The organism is Streptomyces sp. NPDC059866 (assembly GCF_042731325.1).
Classification (GTDB): Bacteria; Actinomycetota; Actinomycetes; order Streptomycetales; family Streptomycetaceae; genus Streptomyces; species Streptomyces flavusporus.
This window is the reverse complement of record NZ_JBHWJT010000015.1, coordinates 166,319-186,085: the sequence shown is the minus strand read 5'-3', so window position 1 is coordinate 186,085 and position 19,767 is coordinate 166,319. Positions and strand designations below refer to the sequence as shown.

The 19,767-nt window shown below is 69.0% G+C and carries 21 protein-coding genes; 10 read left to right on the top strand and 11 right to left on the bottom strand.

Annotation, left to right across the window (positions count from 1 at the left end):
- Nucleotides 1–64: 64 nt before the first annotated feature.
- Nucleotides 65–1,495, bottom strand: a complete 1,431-nt coding sequence (locus ACFV7R_RS24085) for an NAD(P)H-hydrate dehydratase (protein ID WP_385266714.1) — start codon at nt 1,493–1,495, stop codon at nt 65–67.
- Between the two features lie 131 nt (nt 1,496–1,626).
- On the opposite strand from ACFV7R_RS24085, the gene ACFV7R_RS24080 reads away from it, so the two are divergent.
- The gene (locus tag ACFV7R_RS24080; RefSeq protein ID WP_385266711.1) at nt 1,627–2,790 is read left to right on the top strand and encodes a hypothetical protein; all 1,164 of its coding nucleotides are present in this window, start codon (nt 1,627–1,629) and stop codon (nt 2,788–2,790) included.
- A gap of 27 nt (nt 2,791–2,817) precedes the next feature.
- On the opposite strand, the gene ACFV7R_RS24075 is transcribed toward ACFV7R_RS24080, so the two are convergent.
- From ACFV7R_RS24075 to ACFV7R_RS24055, 5 genes are all read right to left on the bottom strand, one after another.
- A complete protein-coding gene (locus ACFV7R_RS24075; protein WP_385266708.1) occupies nt 2,818–3,189 on the bottom strand; it encodes a holo-ACP synthase in 372 nt (123 codons plus the stop codon).
- A gap of 56 nt (nt 3,190–3,245) precedes the next feature.
- Entirely contained in the window at nt 3,246–3,419 is a 174-nt protein-coding gene (locus ACFV7R_RS24070) for a hypothetical protein (RefSeq protein WP_385266705.1), read from the bottom strand.
- 8 nt (nt 3,420–3,427) lie between these two features.
- Nucleotides 3,428–3,874 (bottom strand): hypothetical protein, encoded by a 447-nt coding sequence (locus ACFV7R_RS24065; protein WP_385266703.1) that lies wholly within the window; start codon nt 3,872–3,874, stop codon nt 3,428–3,430.
- A 226-nt stretch (nt 3,875–4,100) separates the two neighbouring features.
- Complete coding sequence (locus tag ACFV7R_RS24060) at nt 4,101–4,400, bottom strand: hypothetical protein (protein ID WP_385266700.1); 300 nt, start codon at nt 4,398–4,400, stop codon at nt 4,101–4,103.
- Between the two features lie 63 nt (nt 4,401–4,463).
- Nucleotides 4,464–4,874 carry an ATP-binding protein gene (locus tag ACFV7R_RS24055; protein WP_385266697.1) on the bottom strand — a complete coding sequence of 137 codons (411 nt, stop codon included), beginning with the start codon at nt 4,872–4,874 and terminating at the stop codon, nt 4,464–4,466.
- Between the two features lie 232 nt (nt 4,875–5,106).
- On the opposite strand from ACFV7R_RS24055, the gene ACFV7R_RS24050 reads away from it, so the two are divergent.
- Together ACFV7R_RS24050 and ACFV7R_RS24045 are read left to right on the top strand one after the other, a co-directional pair.
- Nucleotides 5,107–5,937, top strand: coding sequence for a helix-turn-helix domain-containing protein (locus tag ACFV7R_RS24050; RefSeq protein ID WP_385266694.1), 831 nt, complete (start codon nt 5,107–5,109; stop codon nt 5,935–5,937).
- Nucleotides 5,938–5,945: 8 nt separating this feature from the next.
- Nucleotides 5,946–6,170, top strand: a complete 225-nt coding sequence (locus ACFV7R_RS24045) for a DUF397 domain-containing protein (RefSeq protein ID WP_385266691.1) — start codon at nt 5,946–5,948, stop codon at nt 6,168–6,170.
- Here ACFV7R_RS24045 and glmS read toward each other — a convergent pair.
- Nucleotides 6,131–7,978: a glutamine--fructose-6-phosphate transaminase (isomerizing) gene (gene glmS, locus ACFV7R_RS24040; protein ID WP_385266688.1), complete on the bottom strand. Its 1,848-nt coding sequence runs from the start codon at nt 7,976–7,978 to the stop codon at nt 6,131–6,133. The genes ACFV7R_RS24045 and glmS overlap by 40 nt on opposite strands.
- A 191-nt stretch (nt 7,979–8,169) precedes the next feature.
- Here glmS and coaA point away from each other — a divergent pair, with 191 nt between their 5' ends.
- Together coaA and ACFV7R_RS24030 are read left to right on the top strand one after the other, a co-directional pair.
- Nucleotides 8,170–9,138 carry a type I pantothenate kinase gene (gene coaA, locus ACFV7R_RS24035; protein WP_385266685.1) on the top strand — a complete coding sequence of 323 codons (969 nt, stop codon included), beginning with the start codon at nt 8,170–8,172 and terminating at the stop codon, nt 9,136–9,138.
- A 16-nt stretch (nt 9,139–9,154) separates the two neighbouring features.
- Nucleotides 9,155–10,093 carry a DUF389 domain-containing protein gene (locus tag ACFV7R_RS24030; RefSeq protein ID WP_385266682.1) on the top strand — a complete coding sequence of 313 codons (939 nt, stop codon included), beginning with the start codon at nt 9,155–9,157 and terminating at the stop codon, nt 10,091–10,093.
- A 110-nt stretch (nt 10,094–10,203) separates the two neighbouring features.
- On the opposite strand, the gene glmM is transcribed toward ACFV7R_RS24030, so the two are convergent.
- The 4 genes from glmM to ACFV7R_RS24010 form a co-directional block, all read right to left on the bottom strand.
- A complete protein-coding gene (glmM, locus tag ACFV7R_RS24025; RefSeq protein WP_385266679.1) occupies nt 10,204–11,562 on the bottom strand; it encodes a phosphoglucosamine mutase in 1,359 nt (452 codons plus the stop codon).
- Between the two features lie 230 nt (nt 11,563–11,792).
- Nucleotides 11,793–12,305, bottom strand: coding sequence for a 30S ribosomal protein S9 (gene rpsI, locus ACFV7R_RS24020; RefSeq protein WP_385266677.1), 513 nt, complete (start codon nt 12,303–12,305; stop codon nt 11,793–11,795).
- Between the two features lie 42 nt (nt 12,306–12,347).
- The gene (gene rplM, locus ACFV7R_RS24015; protein ID WP_385266674.1) at nt 12,348–12,791 is read right to left on the bottom strand and encodes a 50S ribosomal protein L13; all 444 of its coding nucleotides are present in this window, start codon (nt 12,789–12,791) and stop codon (nt 12,348–12,350) included.
- Between the two features lie 250 nt (nt 12,792–13,041).
- Entirely contained in the window at nt 13,042–13,290 is a 249-nt protein-coding gene (locus ACFV7R_RS24010) for a hypothetical protein (RefSeq protein WP_385266671.1), read from the bottom strand.
- Between the two features lie 74 nt (nt 13,291–13,364).
- Between ACFV7R_RS24010 and ACFV7R_RS24005 the strand changes: the two genes are divergently transcribed.
- From ACFV7R_RS24005 to ACFV7R_RS23985, 5 genes are all read left to right on the top strand, one after another.
- Complete coding sequence (locus tag ACFV7R_RS24005) at nt 13,365–14,243, top strand: hypothetical protein (protein WP_385266668.1); 879 nt, start codon at nt 13,365–13,367, stop codon at nt 14,241–14,243.
- Nucleotides 14,244–14,291: 48 nt separating this feature from the next.
- Nucleotides 14,292–15,674, top strand: coding sequence for a glycoside hydrolase family 26 protein (locus tag ACFV7R_RS24000; protein ID WP_385266665.1), 1,383 nt, complete (start codon nt 14,292–14,294; stop codon nt 15,672–15,674).
- A 251-nt stretch (nt 15,675–15,925) separates the two neighbouring features.
- Entirely contained in the window at nt 15,926–17,377 is a 1,452-nt protein-coding gene (locus tag ACFV7R_RS23995) for a glycosyltransferase family 2 protein (RefSeq protein ID WP_385266662.1), read from the top strand.
- Nucleotides 17,378–17,398: 21 nt separating this feature from the next.
- Entirely contained in the window at nt 17,399–18,625 is a 1,227-nt protein-coding gene (locus ACFV7R_RS23990) for a glycoside hydrolase family 113 (protein WP_385266660.1), read from the top strand.
- Between the two features lie 15 nt (nt 18,626–18,640).
- On the top strand, nt 18,641–19,738 hold the full coding sequence (locus ACFV7R_RS23985) for a sugar phosphate nucleotidyltransferase (protein WP_385266657.1): 1,098 nt from the start codon (nt 18,641–18,643) through the stop codon (nt 19,736–19,738).
- Nucleotides 19,739–19,767 lie beyond the last annotated feature (29 nt).

Genomic DNA, 19,767 nt, shown 5'->3' with positions numbered 1-19,767 from the left:
CGACGGTCACCCACCCGTCGCCGGGTGACGCACCCCACCCACCGCCGGCCCCCCCGGCACCCACTCACCCACACACATCCCGCCAAGCCCCCCCAATCGCCCCCGCCACATCATGCGCCCCCACCGGCGCCCCATCCGCCGCATACCGCCCGGCCAGCCCATGCAGATACGCCGCCACACTCCCCGCATCCACCGCAGAAAGCCCCGCCGCCAGCAACGACCCGGCAAGCCCGGACAGCACATCCCCGCTCCCCGCCGTGGCGAGCCACGGCGTCCCCGTCGGATTCACCCGTACGGGCCCACCCCCCGCCCCGGCAACCAACGTCGTCGACCCCTTCAACAGCACGGTCGCCCCGTACCGCCCCGCCAACTCCCGCACCGCCGCAAGCCGAGCCCCCTCGACCTCCTCCCGCGCAACCCCCAGCAACGCCGCCGCCTCCCCGGCATGCGGAGTCATCAACGTGGGCGCGCCACGCCCCCGTACCGCCCCGGCGTCGGCCAGCCGCAGCCCGTCCGCATCCACCAGCACCGGCACGTCGGCCGCCAGTACCTCGGCCACCGTCCCCGCGTCGTCCCCGGCCCCCGGCCCGACGACCCACGCCTGCACCCGCCCCGCCCGCCGAGGCCCCTGATCGGACACGAGCGTCTCCGGGAACCGCGCGATCACCGCATCCCCGGCCGGCCCCACATACCGCACGGCCCCCGCCCCACCCCGCAGGGCCCCGGCGACGGCGAGCACCGCGGCGCCCGGATACCGCGCCGATCCGGCGGCGATCCCGACAACGCCCCGCCGGTACTTGTCGCTCTCCGACACCGGCATCGGCAGCAGCGCCGCCACATCCGCGTGCTGCAACGCCTCCAACTCGGCCTCGGCAGGCAGCTCCAGCCCGATGTCGACGAGCCGCACCGACCCGGCGTACTCCCGCGCCGGATCCACCAGCAGCCCCGGCTTGTGCGTCCCGAACGTCACCGTGAGATCGGCCCGTACGGCCGCCCCCCGCACCTCCCCGGTGTCGACATCGACGCCACTCGGCAGATCCACCGCGACCACGGCAGCCCGCCCCCGCGCCGCCGCCTCCGCCAGCGGCACCGCCTCCGCGCGCAGCCCGCCCTTGCCCCCGATCCCGACGATCCCGTCCACGACGAGATCGGCCCGCCCGATCAACTCCTCGGCGCCACCGGCCCCCGCGACGACACCCCCCGCCCGCCGCAACGCCCCGAGCCCACCCGCATGGGCACGCTCGGGCGACAGCAACACCGCTGTCACCCCCGCACCGCGCCGGGCCAGCCGCGCCCCGGCGTACAGCGCGTCACCCCCGTTGTCCCCACTGCCGACCAGCAGCACGACCCGGCTGCCGTACACCCGCCCCAGCAGGTCCGCGCAGGCCGCGGCGAGCCCGGCGGCCGCCCGCTGCATCAACGCCCCCTCCGGAAGCCGCGCCATCAAGTCCCGTTCAGCCGCCCTGACCGTCTCCACGCTGTACGCAGTCCGCATACGCCCGAGTCTCCCCCACATCACCAACCTCGTCGCACCCATTGACGCTTGGCCACCGCGTTGCCAAACTCACCGGCCCCCACAGGATGAATCGATTCAGTCGAACGATTCGACGAGAGGACCCAACCCCCATGGGACGCAGAGCCGCACTTCTCGCCGCCACCGGCGCGGTCGCCCTCCTCACCACCGCAGGCACGCTCACCGCCCCCGCCCAGGCCACCGCCGCTCCCGCCCGGGCGGCCGCCGCCTGCGGTGAGGGCTCGTATCAGGCGGAGGCCGTGCAGAGCGGCAGCACCTGGACCGCCCGCCGCGGCGGCAGCGTCGTCCACACGGGCACCGACATGCGGGCAGCGGTCCAGGCGGCCGTCAACAGCCTCACTGCGGGCCGTACTGCCAAGGAACGCGTGGTCGTACGCGACTCGGGTTCGATGTCCGCCGGATCCCGCATCTCCCTCCCCAGCTACACCGTCCTCGACGTCTGCGGCACGATCAACGTCACCGGCACGGGCTCCGGCGACCAGGCGCCGGTCTACTCCCGCGGCACCCGTGACGTGGAGGTCCAGCACCTGAACGTCACCGGCAGCCCGCTCTACGGCGTCTTCCTGCGCAACGTCCAGAACGTGATCCTCGGTCAGATCGACATGCGTCTCTCGGCCGGCCTCGGCATCCGCATCGACAACCGCGGCGACACCACCCAATGGACACGCAACGTCCGCATAGACAACGTCTACGTCTCCGGCGCGAGCAGCCACGCGGTCGAGACGTACGGCGTGGACGGCATCACCATCGGCACGGTCACCGCCCGGAACGTCGGTGAGTCGGGGCTGCTGCTGAACCAGACCATCAACGCGACGGTCACGAAGGTCGACGCGGACGGCGCAGGCACCGGCACGGGCTACGCCGCGTTCCGCATGGCCAACCGCAACGGCCGGGTGGGCAGCGGCTATCCCACCAACATCCGCGTGGGCGAGGTGATCGCCCGCGGTGGCGGCCGCGGCGTCTTCTGCGTCTCCGAGAGCGGCGGAGCGGTCATCGACCGGGTGAACATCTCCAACACCGGCAACAACTCGATCCTGATCGAGAACTGCTACAACGTGAACATCGCCGCCCAGAGCGGCAGCGTCACCGGCGGCGGCGAGATCCGCCTGGCGGCCCGCTCGGAGTTCCCGAACAACTCCGACATCACCATCCAGAACCTGACGGTGACCAACTCCGCGATCCGCGAAAGCCCCTGCGGCACGAACACCACGTTCCGCAACAACACGCTGGTGAACAGCACCCAGTCGATCTGCTGACGCGGGGTTCGGCCTCGGCGGTCCGTCTCACCCCTCGGCGATGACAACGGCCGAGGCCACTCCGGCGTCATGACTGAGCGACAGGTGCCACGACCGCACACCCAACTCCGCCGCCCGAGCCGCCACGGTGCCGGTCACCTTCAGCCGAGGCTGCCCACTGTCCTCGACGTACACCTCGGCGTCCGTCCAGTGCAGCCCGGGCGGCGCTCCCAAGGCCTTGGCGAGGGCCTCCTTCGCGGCAAACCGCACGGCGAGCGAGGCAACGCCCCTTCGCTCCCCGCTGGGCAGCAGCAACTCGCTCTGCACAAACAGCCGGTCGACCAGCCCAGGCGTCCGCTCCAGCGACGCCGCGAACCGATCGATCTCGGCCACGTCGATACCGACCCCGATGATGCTCACCTGGGCACTCTACGATCCGCCGGGCGCCCCCAGGCTCGGCTCACCGGTGATCAGATTCAGGCCCGTTCCGGACTGGTCCCCGGAACCTCCGGGTCCTCGGCGAAAAGGTCTTCGGTCGTCGTGGCGGTCAGGGACCGGTCGAACCAGAGAGTGAGGGTGTCAAGGTCCGAGCACGAGGTGATGCGCTCCCGCGCCTCCTCGGAGACGAAGATGCCGTGCTTCTCCAGCACACGCAGGATCAGCGAGGCACGGTCTTCGGCCTTGCCTTCCGTCTTGCCTCCGTCTTGCCTTCCAGGTAGGCCGTCTCACGAACCGTCCCCCGACCGGGGAAGTAACTGACGAACGACATGTCTCTCCTCCATTTCTCTCCGGCTGGGGTGTTCCCCAGGTTGATTTCCAGGAACTCGAAGAAGTACCCAGCGGTCTCAGGGTCCGTCTCGTGGAGTGCCTGAAGGGCGCGGCCGATCGCCTCCAGTATGGCGTCGCACTCGGGGCTGCGGGCGTGCGCCAAGGCGGAGAGCACGGCCAGTGCCGGGTTCTTCGCCGCGGTCCTGGCGTCAATGATCACCGGCAGGTTGTTCGGCCCGGCGACCAGCGGACACGTCCGTTGAGCCGTCCAGCCACGCGTGCCGCAGTCGAAGGGGCCGGCCGCCCACTTGGCCGTGGCCCTGTCCTGACAGACCACGACAAGCAGTACAGGCAGGCGGTACTTCGCCTGAGAAGAGGACCGTATACACCCGCAGCCCCACCGACCAAGGCCCCGCCTACTGCCCCGATCAATCCCAGCACAGCACCACTGTCCGCCATGACCACGGCCATGCCCGGGCGTGAGTACATCCACACCTGGGCGCCCCGCCCGGCGCTGGAAGCGGCCTTGTACTGGGGTGTTCCATACTGGTGAGCTTGCCTATTCAGCTGTTGCGTGGTGGAGTCCAGCCAGCTGGTGACCGTGTGTGGTCGCGGGGGGCGTATCGGCTCCAGGTACCTCCGGCCTCGGTACGGAGCCGGGTGGTGGTCTTGTCGTGGTAGCCAAGGGCGTCCGCGACGACGGGGGCGGGCATCTCCAGGAGTTGCTGTCGGATGGCGGGGTTGCCGTCGGGGCCGCCCGCTTCTTTGTCAGTGTCGTGCTTCCACGGCCCGAGTAAAGGGCGCTCCGCGTCGCCTTCGGCGATGGCCCTGCGGGCCACCCTTGACTCGGTCCGTTCCAGCACGGGTGAGAAGCGAGCGAGCGGCCCGGACGGTCACGTCACCAGCCGACGGCTGAGCAACACGCCTTACGCGGCGGCAGCCAGCTCGCACCACACGTACTTGCCCCGGTTACCGTCCCTGGCCAGCAACTGCCACCCCCACACATCGGCGCAGGCCCGCACGAGCGCCAGCCCACGCCCCTCCTCCGACTCGGCGAGCTGCCCGAGCAGCCGTGGCGGTTCGGGCGGTTCGGGGTCGGCGCCCCACGCCCCGATGCGCAACACGCCGGCCGACCAGCGCACCCGCAGCGCCGCTGGCCCTTTGGTATGCCGTACGGCGTTGGAGACCAGCTCGGTCGCCAGCAGTTCGGCGACGTCGACGAGCCGGATCAGGCCGTGCATCGTGAGGATCAGCCGGAGGGTACGGCGACTGATGGTGACCGCTCGAAGGTCGTTCGGGATGCAGAGGGAGTATTCCCAGGACTCGTTTTCGGGCATGCGGCAACCTCCGGTGGATGGTGAGGGGTTGATGCGATGCCCGGCGGTGTCATTGCCTCAGCCGTCATGGCAGGACGGCGCGGTGCGCTTCCGGGGTCCCGGCGTTCCGCAGCGTGCGCGTCGCATCACAGACGGCAGATCTAAATCTAGAGATGCAGCAAGCCGATCACGTAATCTGGCCCCGAACGAGTCGCGCCCACAGGCGCGTTCGGCCTAGGAGCAGTCGAGAGCTTTGAGGCGCGAACCGACGGCACGTCAGCTTCGTCTGGCGACTGAATTGCGCAGACTCCGCGAGGCAGCTGATCTCAACGCCCGCCAGGCGGCGGCGCTGCTCGGAGTGAGCCCCGCCCAAATCACGCACATCGAGTCCGGGCTCGCGGGCGTGAGTGAGCAGCGACTTCGCCGCCTCGCGTCCCACTACGCCTGCACGGACGACGAGTTCATCGATGCCCTGGTCGCGATGGCCACCGACCGGACACGCGGTTGGTGGGAGGAGTACCGAGGCCTGCTGCCCACGTCGTTCCTGGACCTGTCGGAACTGGACCACCACGCCTCGTTCCGCCGCGAGGTAGCCATCCTGTTCGTACCGGGCTTGCTTCAGACCGAGCAATACGCCCGCTCCGTCTTCTCTTCCCGGGTGCCAGAACTCACGCCTGATGAGCTTGAGTTGCGGGTCCGCCACCGTATGGCACGTCAGGAGATCAGCATCCCGTACGAAGTGGTGATCCACGAGGCGGCACTGCGCATCAGGGTCAGCGACCGCGCCGCCTCACGGACTCAACTCGCCCGCCTCGTCGAGCTTTCCGAAGCGAACCACATCACCCTCCGCGTCATCCCTTTCGACCTGGACGGCTTCTCCAGGGCTTCGAACACCATGACCTACGTGGGCGGCCCCCTGCCCAAGTTGGACACGGTGGTGCGGGACGCGCCCTATGGCTCGATCTTCATCGACTCCGAAGCTCAGCTCAACGCCTATCGAACGCGGTTCCGTAAAGTGGAGGCTGTAGCACTCGCCCCCGAGCGGTCGCGCGACTTCATTCACAAGCTGGCGAAAGAGCTGTGAGGCACCCCATGACCACCCTCGACAACTGGCGGAAGTCCTCTTACTCCGGAGAAGGCGACGGCAACGACTGCGTGGAGATCGCAAACTCCCCCACCCACGTTGCCGTCCGCGACTCCAAGGCCCCGGCCAGGGCCACCCTCACCTTCCCGACCGGAGCCTTCACCCCCTTCACAGAAGCCTTGAAGAGCGGGCCCTACTCCACCGTCACCGACTTCGCCAGATTCCGAGGCTGATCCACCTCGTTCCCCCGCGCAGTAGCCAACTCGCATGCGAACACCTGCAACGGCACCGTAGCCACCAGCGGCTGAAGCAACGTCGGCGTCACCGGAATCCGTACGAGATGGTCGGCGTACGGCACCACCGCCTCGTCCCCCTCCTCCGCGATCACGATCGTCCGCGCACCCCTCGCCCGGATCTCCTGGATGTTGGACACGATCTTGTCGTGGAGCACGGACCGACCCCGCGGCGACGGCACGACCACCACCACCGGCAGGTCCTCCTCGATCAACGCGATCGGACCGTGCTTCAGCTCACCCGCCGCAAACCCCTCGGCGTGCATGTAGGCGAGTTCCTTCAGCTTCAGCGCGCCCTCAAGGGCGACCGGATAACCGACATGCCGGCCCAGGAAGAGCACCGTGTTCTTCGAGGCGAGCGAGCGCGCCAGCTCCCGTACCGGCTCCATGGTCTGAAGGACCTGCCGGACCTCGCCGGAGATCCTCGACAACTCCCGGATGACGTCCCGGATCTCGTCCGCCCACTTGGTGCCCTGCACCTGCGCCAGATACAGCGCCACCAGGTAACACGCCACGAGCTGCGTCAGAAACGCCTTGGTCGAGGCGACCGCCACCTCGGGACCGGCATGCGTGTACAGCACCGCATCCGACTCACGCGGAATCGTCGAACCGTTCGTGTTGCAGATCGCCAGCACCTTCGAGCCCTGCTCGCGCGCGTGCCGTACGGCCATCAGCGTGTCCATGGTCTCGCCGGACTGGGAGATGGCGATGACCAGGGTCTGCTGATCGAGGATGGGATCCCGGTAGCGGAACTCGCTCGCCAGCTCCACCTCGCACGGGATGCGGGTCCAGTGCTCGATGGCGTACTTCGCGATCAACCCGGCGTGGAAGGCCGTACCGCACGCCACGATGACGACCTTGTCGACCTCCCGCAGCACCCCCGGAGGGATCCGTACCTCGTCCAGCGTCAGTGAGCCGGCCGCGTCGATGCGCCCCAGCAACGTATCGGCGACCGCCTTGGGCTGCTCGGCGATCTCCTTGAGCATGAAGTAGTCATAGCCCCCCTTTTCCGCGGCCGACGCGTCCCAGTCGATGTGGTACGACCGGACGTCCGCCGGACGGCCGTCGAAGCCGGTCACCGTCACCCCGTTCCGGCGCAGCTCCACCACCTGGTCCTGACCCAGCTCGATCGCCGACCGCGTGTGGGCGATGAACGCGGCGACGTCCGAGGCGAGAAAGGCCTCGCCCTCTCCAACACCCACCACCAGCGGCGAGTTCCGCCGCGCCCCCACCACCACATCCGGCTCGTCGGCATGCACCGCGACCAGCGTGAACGCCCCTTCCAGCCGTCGGCACACCAGCCGCATCGCCTCCGCGAGATCCGCGCACGACGAGAACTCCTCGGCCAGCAGATGCGCGACGACCTCGGTGTCGGTCTCGGACGTCAGCGAGTGCCCGCGCTCCTCCAGCTCCGCGCGCAGACGGGCGAAGTTCTCGATGATCCCGTTGTGCACGACGGCGACCCGCCCGGCGTTGTCGAGATGCGGATGCGCATTCGCGTCCGTCGGCCCGCCGTGCGTGGCCCACCGCGTGTGCCCGATCGCCGTCGTGCCCGTCGGCAGCGGCCGGTCCGCCAGTTCCTTCTCCAGGTTGACCAGCTTCCCGGCCTTCTTCGCCGCCGCCAGTCCGCCGTCCGCGAGCACGGCGACGCCCGCCGAGTCGTATCCCCGGTACTCCAGCCGCTTCAGCCCGGCCGTCACGACCTCGAGCGCCGACTGCGCTCCCACGTATCCCACGATTCCGCACATGACCGGCAGCCTACGATCGTTTTCAGCGCAGAACTGGTCGCAGCGTGCCCGAATTCGGAAATTCCCACGCCGGTACGAACACCGCAACGGGACCGGCCCGCCGAGCGGCACCGGGAGCGGCGTGACGGATCCCACCTCACCGTCCGTTCGTCCTCCCGTAACAATGGACTGTGATCTCTCCGGTCTCCTCGATGCCCCGGAGCGCCCACCGGCCCAGGCCGGAGGCGACTCCCTACGTCGACCTCACCCGCTCGGAGTGGAGCGCGCTGCGGGACAAGACGCCGCTGCCGCTCACCGCGGAGGAGGTCGAGAAGCTGCGCGGTCTCGGCGATGTCATCGACCTCGACGAGGTGCGGGACATCTACCTCCCGCTGTCGCGGCTCCTCAACCTCTACATCGGCGCCACGGACGGCCTCAGAGGCGCGCTCAACATCTTCCTCGGCGAACAGGGCTCGCAGTCGGGCACCCCCTTCGTCATAGGCGTCGCCGGCTCGGTGGCCGTGGGCAAGTCCACCGTCGCCCGCCTCCTGCAGGCCCTGCTCTCCCGCTGGCCCGAGCACCCGCGCGTGGAGCTGGTGACGACGGACGGCTTCCTGCTGCCCACCAAGGAGCTCCAGGCCCGCGGCCTGATGTCGCGAAAAGGTTTCCCCGAGTCGTACGACCGCCGCGCCCTGACCCGCTTCGTCGCCGACATCAAGGCCGGCAAGGACGAGGTGACGGCCCCCGTCTACTCGCACCTCATCTACGACATCGTCCCCGGCGAACGCCTCGTGGTCCGCCGCCCGGACATCCTGATCGTCGAGGGCCTGAACGTCCTCCAGCCCGCCCTCCCCGGCAAGGACGGCCGCACCCGGGTCGGCCTCGCCGACTACTTCGACTTCAGCGTGTACGTCGACGCCCGCACCGAGGACATCGAGAGCTGGTACCTCAACCGGTTCAGGAAACTGCGCGCAACCGCCTTCCAGAACCCGTCCTCGTACTTCCGCAAGTACACCCAGGTCTCCGAGGAGGAGGCGCTCGACTACGCCCGCACCACCTGGCGCACGATCAACCGCCCCAACCTCGTCGAGAACGTCGCTCCCACCCGCGGCCGCGCCACCCTCATCATCCGCAAGGGCCCGGACCACAAGGTGCAACGCCTGAGCCTGCGCAAGCTCTGACCGTTACGCTGCCGCCATGCTGCATCTGCGCCTGATCACGCCGCCCGAGAAGACCGGGGACGTGATCCGCCTGATCGAGAAGACGGTCGGCACCACGCACCTGGTCGTGATGCCGGGCGCCGCCCGCAATCCCTCGGGGGACGTCGTCATGTGCGACGTGGCGCGTGAGGCGGGCGACGAGCTGCTCACCGGACTGCAGCGGATGGGCCTCGACGACACCGGCTCCATCGCCGTCGAGAACATCGATCTCTCCCTGTCCAAGCGGGCCGAGAAGGCCGAGGAGGAGGCTCCGGGCGAGCCCGCGGACGCCGTGCTGTGGGAGCACCTGACGGAGGCGACGCACGAGGAGTCGACCCTCTCCATCACCTACCTCGCCTTCATCACGCTGGCCACGATGATCGCGGCCTGCGGTGTCGTCCTCGACAACGCGATCCTGATCGTGGGCGCAATGGCGGTCGGCCCGGAGTTCGGCCCGCTGGCGGGCATCTCCACCGCGATGGTGCAGCGCAGGCCGCACCTGGCCCTGCGCTCACTGATCGCGCTGCTCGTGGGCTTCGCGGTGGCGATGGCCGTGACGGTGGGCTTCAGCCTCTTCATGGACGCCGTCGGGCTGTTCAGCAGGGACCAGCTGAAGGCTGACCGGCCGCAGACCGGCTTCGTCTACGCCCCCGACTGGTTCTCCTTCGTGGTGGCGGTCCTCGCCGGCGCCGCCGGCACCCTCTCCCTGACCTCCGCGAAGTCCGGCGCCATGGTCGGCGTCGCCATCTCCGTGACGACCGTCCCGGCCGCCGCCAACGCAGCCGTGGCCCTGAGCTACGGCGACACGGGCCAGACCTGGGGCTCCACGGAACAGCTCCTGCTCAACCTGCTGGGCATCATCCTCGCCGGCACCCTGACCCTGCTGACCCAGAAGTGGCTCTGGTCCCCCCAACGCGGGAAGAGCAACGCCCCGTAAGGGGCGCGGGGCTCTGCCGGCATGCGGCTCCGCCGCGCGGGCGCGACAAGCCACAACGAACCCGCAGCCCGCCCAGCACAGAACCCCCGCCCAGAACCCGGCACCGGGAACTACCCCAGCGCCGACTTCACCGCATCAGCCAACCGCCCCGCCACAGACCGAGCCTGATCAATATCCGCCGCCTCGACCATCACCCGTACCAGCGGCTCCGTCCCCGAGGGCCGCAACAGCACCCGCCCGGTGGACCCCAGCTCCCGCTCCGCCTCGGCAACCGCCGCCGCAAGATCCGCGGACGTCTTCACCCGCGCCTTGTCCACATCCGGCACATTGATCAGCACCTGCGGCAGCCGCTCCATCACGCCCGCCAGCTCGCGCAGCGTACGACCCGTCTCGGCGACCCGTGCGGCCAGCATCAGCCCGGTCAGCGTGCCGTCACCCGTCGTCGCGTGATCCAGGATGATCACGTGTCCGGACTGCTCACCACCGAGCGCGAAGCCGTGCTCCTTCATCTCTTCCAGCACATACCGGTCACCGACCGCGGTCTGCACCAGCGCGATACCCTCACGCTCCATGGCCAGCTTGAAGCCGAGGTTGGACATCACGGTCGCCACCACGGTCTCGGCCCGCAGAGCGGAACGTTCCCGCATCGCCAGCGCGAGCACGGCCAGGATCTGGTCGCCGTCGACTTCCTCACCGGTGTGGTCCACGGCGAGGCACCGGTCCGCGTCACCGTCGTGCGCGATACCGAGATCGGCCCCGTGCTCGACGACCGCGGCCTTGAGCTGCCCCAGGTGCGTCGACCCGCACCCGTCGTTGATGTTGAGCCCGTCCGGCTCGGCCCCGATCGTGACGACCTCGGCACCGGCCCGCGCGAACGCCTCCGGCGAGACCCCCGAGGCCGCGCCGTGCGCTTCGTCCAGGACGATCTTCAGCCCGTCCAGCCGGTTCGGCAGTACGTCGAGCAGGTGGCCGACGTACTGGCCGAAGCCCTCCTCGTAGGACCGGACCCGCCCGACACCGGCCCCGGTGGGCCGCTCCCAGGGCTCACCGTGCCGGTGCGCCTCGTACACGGCCTCGATCTTGTCCTCGAGCTCGTCGGCGAGCTTGTGTCCGCCGCGGGCGAAGAACTTGATGCCGTTGTCCGGCATGGCGTTGTGGCTGGCGGAGAGCATGACACCCAGGTCGGCCCGCAGCGCACCCGTCAGATACGCCACGGCCGGCGTCGGCAGCACGCCGACGCGCAGCACGTCCACGCCGGCGCTGGCGAGGCCCGCGACCACGGCGGCCTCCAGGAACTCCCCGGACGCGCGCGGGTCACGCCCGACCACCGCCGTGGGCCGGTGGCCTGCGAAGGTGCCCGCCTCGGCCAGTACGTGGGCCGCCGCGACCGACAGACCGAGCGCCATCTCGGCCGTCAGATCCGCGTTGGCGACACCGCGCACGCCGTCCGTGCCGAAGAGTCGTCCCACTTGTCCTCCTGAGGAAGCGTCAGTTCCGGTCGCCCGTGCGGGTGCGGCCCGCGCACATGGCTCCCGTGTCCCAGGCATTCGATGCCTGGCCATCCGATCACACCAGCCTTTGAGCGTCTTGTGCCGTTATACGCCTGTGGGCTGTGATAAACGAACGCCCCGGCGGCACAGTGGCGTGCCGCCGGGGCGTTCGGAGTACGTACGGGGTACGTACCAGCAGGCAGCGAAGCTTAGCGCTTGCTGTACTGCGGAGCCTTGCGGGCCTTCTTCAGACCGGCCTTCTTGCGCTCGACCGCACGGTCGTCGCGGCGGAGGAAGCCGGCCTTCTTGAGCGGGCCGCGGTTGTTGTCGACGTCGGCCTCGTTCAGCGCACGGGCGACACCGAGACGGAGCGCACCGGCCTGACCGGAGACACCGCCACCGGCGATCCGGGCGATGATGTCGTAGCGGCCCTCGAGCTCGAGCACCTTGAAGGGCTCGTTGACTTCCTGCTGGTGCACCTTGTTCGGGAAGTAGTCCTCGAGGGTGCGACCGTTGATCTTCCACTTGCCGGAGCCCGGAACGATCCGGACGCGGGCAATGGCGTTCTTGCGACGGCCCAGGCCGGCGGCCGGCTGGGGCTCGCCGAAGCGGGAGGCCATGGACTCCGAGGTGTACTCGCCCTCGACGGGGACCTCGGACTCGGTGGTGTAGCTGTCGATGTCAAGCTCTTCGAGCGGCTGCTCGGCAGTGGTCTCGGCCACGATTCTCCTCAGATTCTCTTCGGTCTTAGGGGGTGGCCGGACTTACTGCGCGACCTGGGTGATCTCGAACGGAACCGGCTGCTGAGCAGCGTGGGGGTGGTTCTCGCCGCGGTAGACCTTCAGCTTCGAGAGCATCTGACGGCCCAGGGTGTTCTTCGGGAGCATGCCCTTGACGGCCTTCTCGATGGCCTTCTCGGGGTTCTTCTCGAGCAGCTCGTCGTAACGGACGGAGCGCAGACCACCCGGGTAGCCGGAGTGGCGGTACGCCATCTTCTGGGTCCGCTTGTTGCCGGAGAGGTGCACCTTGTCGGCGTTGACGATGATGACGAAGTCACCGGTGTCGACGTGGGGCGCGTAGATCGGCTTGTGCTTGCCCCGCAGAAGGGTGGCGGCAGTGGTGGCGAGACGGCCCAGGACGACGTCCTGAGCGTCAATGACGTGCCACTGGCGCGTCACATCGCCGGGCTTGGGGCTGTACGTACGCACGGTTCGTAGCCTTCGCTTCGAGTGAATGGTCCTAAACAAGGTCACCGAAACGATCACGACAGCCTGGACCGCACGGCGGCGACGCAAACCGCGTACGTGGGGTCGCTGGTCATCGGCCCGGTGGACCGGTGTAAGGGCCCGTCCCGTGAGAATGAGCAAGCCAATACACAACGAACATGCAGGATACCTGCGGCGCGCCCACCCGGTCAAAACGGGTCGACACCGCCCGGCAACCTGTTCGCCCCCCAGCTTAGGACCTCGCGCCCGCACCCAGGACCGCGATCGCCGCGACACAGAACGTGACCGCCCGCCTCAGGCGCCTGCGCAACCCGGGCGACCAGCAGCGGGACACCAACGGGACGCAGTAGCCGTACGGCGAGCAGGCCGCCGGGACCCCGGAGAGCAGCACCCCCACCCCGACGTCGACGAGCACCGCACGCACCAGCCACGAAGCCCTTCGTACCAACCACCCGGAGATGCCGCATTTGCCCGTCCTCATGGAGCGAACGCTAGGGGCTTCAGGGCCGGTTGAGACGGACCAGCACACCCCTCGGCCCGTCTAAGATGCGCCCCATGAGCTTTGGGCAGGGGGGACCCCAGTCCCAGTGGGATCCCTGGAAACCGCATTCGCAGCAGCCCTGGAACGACGCCGGTGGCCAGAGCCCGGACTGGGCTGCCCTCGCCGAGGCGTCCGAGGCGCGCAACAAGCGCCGCAGACTGCTGCTCATCGGCGGCGGAGCAGTCGCCACCGTGGCGATAGGTGCTGCCGTCGCCGTGGCCGTCGTCTCGGCGAACGGCGACAGCCAGGCCTCGAACCGGCCGAGCTCCCAGCTGCCGGCCACCGTCGACCTCCCGAGCAAGTCCGCCACGGCCCCGTCGTTCGCGCCGACCAGCGCCCCGCCGCCGCTGGACCCGAAGGACTTCGTCTCCAGCAAGAACAAGGACAAGGCCCCGCTCAGCGCGGACCGGCTCTTCCCGGGCACCCAGCTGACCATGGGCGAGACCGTGTACAAGAAGGGCCCGACGGCCGACACGAAGAGCTGCGCCAACGCGGCCAGCGGGACACTGCCGAAGGTCCTCGACGCGAACGACTGCACCCGTCTGCTCCGTGTCACCTACACCAAGGGCAGTGTCGCGGTGACGGTGGGCGTGGCCGTCTTCGACACTGAGGCCCGGGCGGCCAAGGCCAAAGCCGAGGCCGACAGCAAGAGCAGGGTCAAGTCCCTGTCCGGCGGCGGGATCAAGGACTTCTGCAACGCCGCGGTCTGCCGCACGACGACCAACTTCTACGGCCGCTACGCCTACTTCACGATCGCCGGCTACACCAACGGCAACGATGTGACGCCGAAGAACACGGAAGTCTTCTCCTCCGGCGACGACCTGGCCGAGTTCACCTTCCGCCAGATCCGCCGCCGCGGCGAGGCCCAGGCGTCGGCGGCGGCCAACGAGTGACCCGTCCCACCAGCCCGCGCGCCCACTCCGGTAGGTGACGCGATGCGGATGCGCGGGCGCCTCGGGCTGATCGGCGCCGGGGCCGGCGCGGCGCTGCTCGCGCCGCTCGGGATACGGGCGGCCTGGCCGGACCGGGAAACGGGCGCCGACGAGAGCAGGTCGGTACCCACCGACCTGCGGAAACGGGACCCGCACGCCACCCCTGCCGCGCGCCGGGTGTACGCCCTGCTGGTGACCCTGGAGAACGACGCGCGCCGGGGTCGGCCGAGCCGCACGGTGATCGGCCAGCACGTGGAGCTGCACAACGAGCGGTACAACCCGGCGTACGGCGACTACCGGGGCACCAAGCAGCCGGGCTACTACTACCGCAAGGCCCGGGACATCACCGGCCGGCTGCCGGGCTTCGTCGAGCTGGACCTCGGCCCGGGCTACGGCCAAGCCGGTTGGGCGGTGGGCCGGACCCGCTCCTACTCCGGCGCATGGCCGGGCTGCCGCCGGTACTGGGGGTACGTGGACGACGCCGTCGACCTGGCGGTCGGCGTGTGGGCGGGCCTGCCCCGGCCGGCCGACGGCTCCTACCGCCCCTCGGGCACGCACACGGACTGCGCCTCCGGCGGCGAAGTGTCCCTGCCGCACAACGGCGGCGGTCCGTCGGGTCTGGTCGGCTTCTCCTTTCACCAGCCGTACCCGGGCAGCCCGGTCAAGGGCTTCGAACAGACCAAGCACCGCAACTCCCCCGGCGCACGGGACCCCGACTGGTTCACCCGGGTCGTCACCCCGGGCACCACCGAGCACGGGGCGCTGCTCCACGACCTCGGCTTCCTCGCCGACCACCTGGGCTACCTCGCCGACCGCGGGGTGCCGGTGCTGCTGCGGCCGTACCACGAGATGAACACGGCGCCGGGCCGGGGCTTCTGGTGGGCCGGCCAGGACCCGGCCGCGTTCCGGAGGCTGTGGCGTCTGACGTACGACTACCTCGTGGGCCGCCGCGGACTGCACAACCTGATCTTCGTGTGGGCGCCGAACTCCTGGGACGGCCGCTACGGCAAGGAGCCCCGGCCCTACTACCCCGGCGGCCGCTACGTCGACGTCGTGGGCGTCGACGACTACAGCGACACCCCCGCCCGGCCGTTCCGCGGCGAGGGCTGGACCGAGGTCTGGTACCGGGGCCTGGAGCCGTACGGCAGACCCCGTGCCGTCACCGAGTCCTTCCACGTCCCGCTCAACGCGGCCCAGCCGAGCACCCTGGCCAGGACCCCGTGGGTGCTGTGGACGGTGTGGGGCCAGGCCCTGACGTACGACAACGTCTCCGAGCCGCGGGGCAAGAACACCGGCGCCGATGTGAAGCGCACGTACGGCTCGAGCCGGGTGATCAAGGGCGGGTCGGCACAGACCGGCGGATTCGACGTCAGATCACCACGTCAGACCTAACTTGGTTAACTTTTGAACACATCTCCCTCACAAGTGTTCACACGTCCGTCTGCATATGCCAGGATCGTGCACCTGTTTGGCACGTAGTTCTGGGCGCCCGGGGGGGCATCTGAGCGGCGCGTGCCGTACGCCAAGGGTGGCGTCGGGGGGCAGAAACCCGGAGCAAGTCTGTCGCGGTGCGCTGCGCCGTGCCATGACCGAGATCTGTTGCCTCAACGCACTATCGATCTCACAGGAGTTCCGTAGTCGTCATGGCATCGACACTGGTCGACGGGGGTATGCCGCATTCGCGGCACAACGCGAAGCTGGCGAAACGCACCGCCGCGTGGAAGCCGGGCATCCTGCCGTTTTTCATTCCGCTGGTGGTCCTGCTCTTCTTCAGCCTCTGGTCGTACACACCCACGGACTCACCGCTGGCCTGGCTGATCACCATCGCCTGGGCCCTGCCCGTCCCGGGTGTACTCGTGTCGATCCAGGGCTTCGTACTGATCCGCCGCCGGGCCCGCAAGGCCCATCTGATGACCCCGCCCGCGCCGGTGGAACAGGACTTCCTGATCACGCTCGTGCCCACCATCGGCCGCCACGACACCTACCCGGCCCTGGAGCGGTCCGTCCTCTCCTACGTGGAGCACCTCCCCGAGTGGTTCCCGTACATGCGCGTGGACGTCCTCACCGAGGAGGGCTGCGAGGCCGCCGACCGGATCGACGCACTTGCGGCGAGCCACCCGCTGATCCGCGTGGTCACCGTCCCGAAGGCCTACGAGACCAAGAACGGCACCCGCTTCAAGGCCCGCGCCAACAACTACGCCCACGAGCTGCGCATCGCGGAGGGCGAGGCCCTGGAGAACGTCTGGGTACTGCACATGGACGACGACACCGGCGTCGGCCCCGACACCGCCGCGTCTCTCGCCCAGTTCATCAACCGCCAGCGCCGTGCGACCCCCGACGAGGTCAAGCACATGGCGCAGGGCATCCTGACGTACCCGCGGGAGAACGCGGTCAACATGTTCACGTGGTTCGCCGACGCCATTCGCCCGGCGGACGACATCGCGCGGTTCCGCGCCTTCACGGGACTCGGCACGCCGGCCGCCGGTGTGCACGGCGAACTCCTCGTCATCCGTGCGTCCATCGAGGCCGAGATCGGCTGGGACTTCGGCCCCAAGGAGATCGTCGAGGACGCCCGGCTGGCCCTGACCTTCTGCCGCCTCTACCCGGGCCGCAGCGACTGGTTCAACGGTCGGTGCTACGGCGCCTCGCCGGCCAACATGAAGGACTTCGTCAAGCAGCGTGAACGCTGGGCATGGGGCCTGGTCGCCCTCTGCTTCAACCGCAAGGTGCCCTTCCGCTACCGCTGGTTCATGACCATGTGTGTCACCAGCTGGATCCTCGGCCCGCTGCAGCACATCGGAGCCGTGCTGCTCATGGCCTGGATCATCAACGACATGAACACCTCGCCGGTGACCCAGTCGGTCGTGGTGCTGTGGTCGATCAGCTTCGCGTATGTGATCTGGGCGTACTGGGAAGGACTGCGGCTCAACGCGATCGCCTCGGTGAACGGCAGGCGCAAGTGGTGGGAGCCCATCGCGGTCCTCCTCCTGCTGCCCCTGTTCTCCCTCCTCGAAGGGCTCGGCGGCTTCAAGGGCCTGATGAAGTTCATCCGCCGCGAGGAGAACAAGTTCGTCGTCATCGCCAAGCCCGCCTGACCCGGAAGAGACCGACACCTCATGAAGCGCGCCCGCTTGCCCATGCTTGCCGTGCTGCCCATAACCGTCATCGCCTCGGTGATCGCGGTCCCCTTCGTCCTCGGTGACCACCCCCTGCGATGGGAGGCCGGCTCCCTGGTTCCGCATCTCGTGATCAACGGCGACGAGAGCACCTCGTCCGACCAGGCTCCGGGCGTGGGCGACGGCACCGGCGGCTCCACGTCCCCGACCGTGGAGCTGGCCAAGGTGGACAAAGAGTGGAAAGAGGGCATGCCGCAGTGGGGTGTCCAGATCTACTGGGAGGACAACGCCGACTCCGCGGAGTACGTCGAGAAGCAGGCCCGGCTCCAGGCCAACTACCTAGTGGGCCTGCACGCCAACTCGGTGAGCATCAGCTTCCCGTTCATCACCGGCGGCCGCGACTCCACGGAGATCGGTGCGAGCGACAAGACCCCCTCGCCGCAGCGGATGGCTGACGTCCTGGGGATCTTCCATGAGGCCGGACTGCGTACCACGGTACGGCCCCTGCTGGACGAGGCGTCCCTCGACGTGGACAACGGCGACTGGCGCGGCAACATCCAGCCGACCGACCGTGATGCCTGGTTCACCTCGTACGAGGAATTCCTGACGCCCTATCTGGAGGCGGCGGACAGCGAGCAGGCGACGACCTTCGTCATCGGCACAGAGCTGAACTCCATGGAAGGTGACCCCCGCTGGGACGCCCTCGTGGACAATGCCGAGAAGCTGTTCATCGGCGAGGTCGCGTACGACGCGAACTGGGACAACTACGTCCGGGGCCCGATCACCATGCCCGTCAACCACCTCGGCGTCGACGCCTACTTCCCCGTCAAGGTCGAGGACGACGCGTCGGTGGACACGCTCGTCGACGGCTGGAACGACTGGCTGGACAAGAAGGCCACCGGCCCCCTGCCGAAGATCACCATCGCCGAGGCCGGCATCGGAGCCATGAACGGCGCGTACCGGGCTCCCGGCGACTTCTACACCAAGCGTGCCGTCAACCCCGAGGTGCAGGCGAACTGGTACACGGCCGTCTGCCAGGTCGTCCAGGAACGGCAGATGAGCGGCGTCTACTGGTGGTCGATCTACTTCGACGACAACCCGAACGACAAGCCCGACGACAAGAAGCAGTCCCGACTGGACTTCGCCGGACGCCCCCTCACCGAGAAGGCCATCAAGTCCTGCTTCACCTCTGACTACGCAGGCCCTGGCACCGACACCGCTAGCTGACCGAGCGAGGCAATCATGCAAGAAGCCATCATTTTGGTGGGCGGCAAGGGAACTCGCCTGCGCCCCCTGACGAACCACACCCCGAAGCCGCTGCTCAACGTGGCGGGCTCCTCCTTCATCCGGCACCAGATAGCCAAGCTGATGGATGCAGGCGTCGAGCACGTGGTGTTCGCCACCTCGTATCTCGCCAGCCTCTTCGAGGAGGAGTTCAAGGACTTCTCCCAGGACCTGGAGATCTCCTACGCCGTCGAGGAGGTTCCGCTCGGCACCGGCGGAGCGATCCGCAACGCCGCGCGTCTGCTGCGCAGTCCGGCGGATGCGCCGGTCCTCATCCTCAACGGCGACATCCTGTCCGGCCTCGACCTGCGGGACGTCCTGCAGCGGCACGAGGCACGGGAAGCCGACGTGACACTGCACCTCACGCGCGTCTCCGACCCCCGCGCCTTCGGCCTGGTGCCGACGGACGAGTCCGGGCGCGTGCTCTCCTTCCTGGAGAAGCCCAAGACCGCCGAGGAATGCGTCACCGACCAGATCAACGCCGGTTGCTACGTGTTCCGCCGCTCCGTGCTCGACTCCATCCCGGCCGACCGCGAGGTCTCCGTCGAGCAGGAGACCTTCCCACAGCTCGTCGCCCAGGGCAGCCGCGTGTTCGGCCACACCACGGACGACTACTGGCGTGACCTCGGCACCCCGCTGGCCTTCGTCCACGGGTCCGCCGACCTGGTCACCGGCACGGTCCTCTCTCCCCTGGTGGAGCGACCGGCCGACATCATGGTCGACCCCACAGCCACCATCGACCCGACCGCCCGCATCACGGGCGGCTCGACGATCGGTCCGCACGCCGTCATCGGCCCGCACGTGGTCGTCGACCGCTCCATCATCGGCGGGGGTGTCACGGTCGCCGAGGGCGCGCAGATCCACGACTCCGTGGTGGATCACGACTCCTCCATCGGCAGCGCCTCCCTCCTGCGTGAGGCGGTCGTGGGATGCCATGCGCACGTCGGCGCGGACAACGAGCTGCCCGCCCAGCTGCGCCTGTCGTGCGGCATCCGCATCCCCGCCCAAGGTGTACGCGTCAGCGGTACGGCTGCCGCCTGCGCGACGGTCCACTGAAGCCGCTGCCTGCCCCACGGCCTGACCTG

Coding starts and splice junctions, on each gene's coding strand:
- ACFV7R_RS24085 (WP_385266714.1), bottom strand. CDS start 1,495: ATGCGGACTGCGTACAGCGTGGAGACGGTCAGGGCGGCTGAACGGGAC.
- ACFV7R_RS24080 (WP_385266711.1), top strand. CDS start 1,627: ATGGGACGCAGAGCCGCACTTCTCGCCGCCACCGGCGCGGTCGCCCTC.
- ACFV7R_RS24055 (WP_385266697.1), bottom strand. CDS start 4,874: ATGCCCGAAAACGAGTCCTGGGAATACTCCCTCTGCATCCCGAACGAC.
- ACFV7R_RS24045 (WP_385266691.1), top strand. CDS start 5,946: ATGACCACCCTCGACAACTGGCGGAAGTCCTCTTACTCCGGAGAAGGC.
- glmS (WP_385266688.1), bottom strand. CDS start 7,978: ATGTGCGGAATCGTGGGATACGTGGGAGCGCAGTCGGCGCTCGAGGTC.
- coaA (WP_385266685.1), top strand. CDS start 8,170: ATGCCCCGGAGCGCCCACCGGCCCAGGCCGGAGGCGACTCCCTACGTC.
- ACFV7R_RS24030 (WP_385266682.1), top strand. CDS start 9,155: ATGCTGCATCTGCGCCTGATCACGCCGCCCGAGAAGACCGGGGACGTG.
- ACFV7R_RS24010 (WP_385266671.1), bottom strand. CDS start 13,290: ATGAGGACGGGCAAATGCGGCATCTCCGGGTGGTTGGTACGAAGGGCT.
- ACFV7R_RS24005 (WP_385266668.1), top strand. CDS start 13,365: ATGAGCTTTGGGCAGGGGGGACCCCAGTCCCAGTGGGATCCCTGGAAA.
- ACFV7R_RS24000 (WP_385266665.1), top strand. CDS start 14,292: ATGCGCGGGCGCCTCGGGCTGATCGGCGCCGGGGCCGGCGCGGCGCTG.
- ACFV7R_RS23995 (WP_385266662.1), top strand. CDS start 15,926: ATGGCATCGACACTGGTCGACGGGGGTATGCCGCATTCGCGGCACAAC.
- ACFV7R_RS23990 (WP_385266660.1), top strand. CDS start 17,399: ATGAAGCGCGCCCGCTTGCCCATGCTTGCCGTGCTGCCCATAACCGTC.
- ACFV7R_RS23985 (WP_385266657.1), top strand. CDS start 18,641: ATGCAAGAAGCCATCATTTTGGTGGGCGGCAAGGGAACTCGCCTGCGC.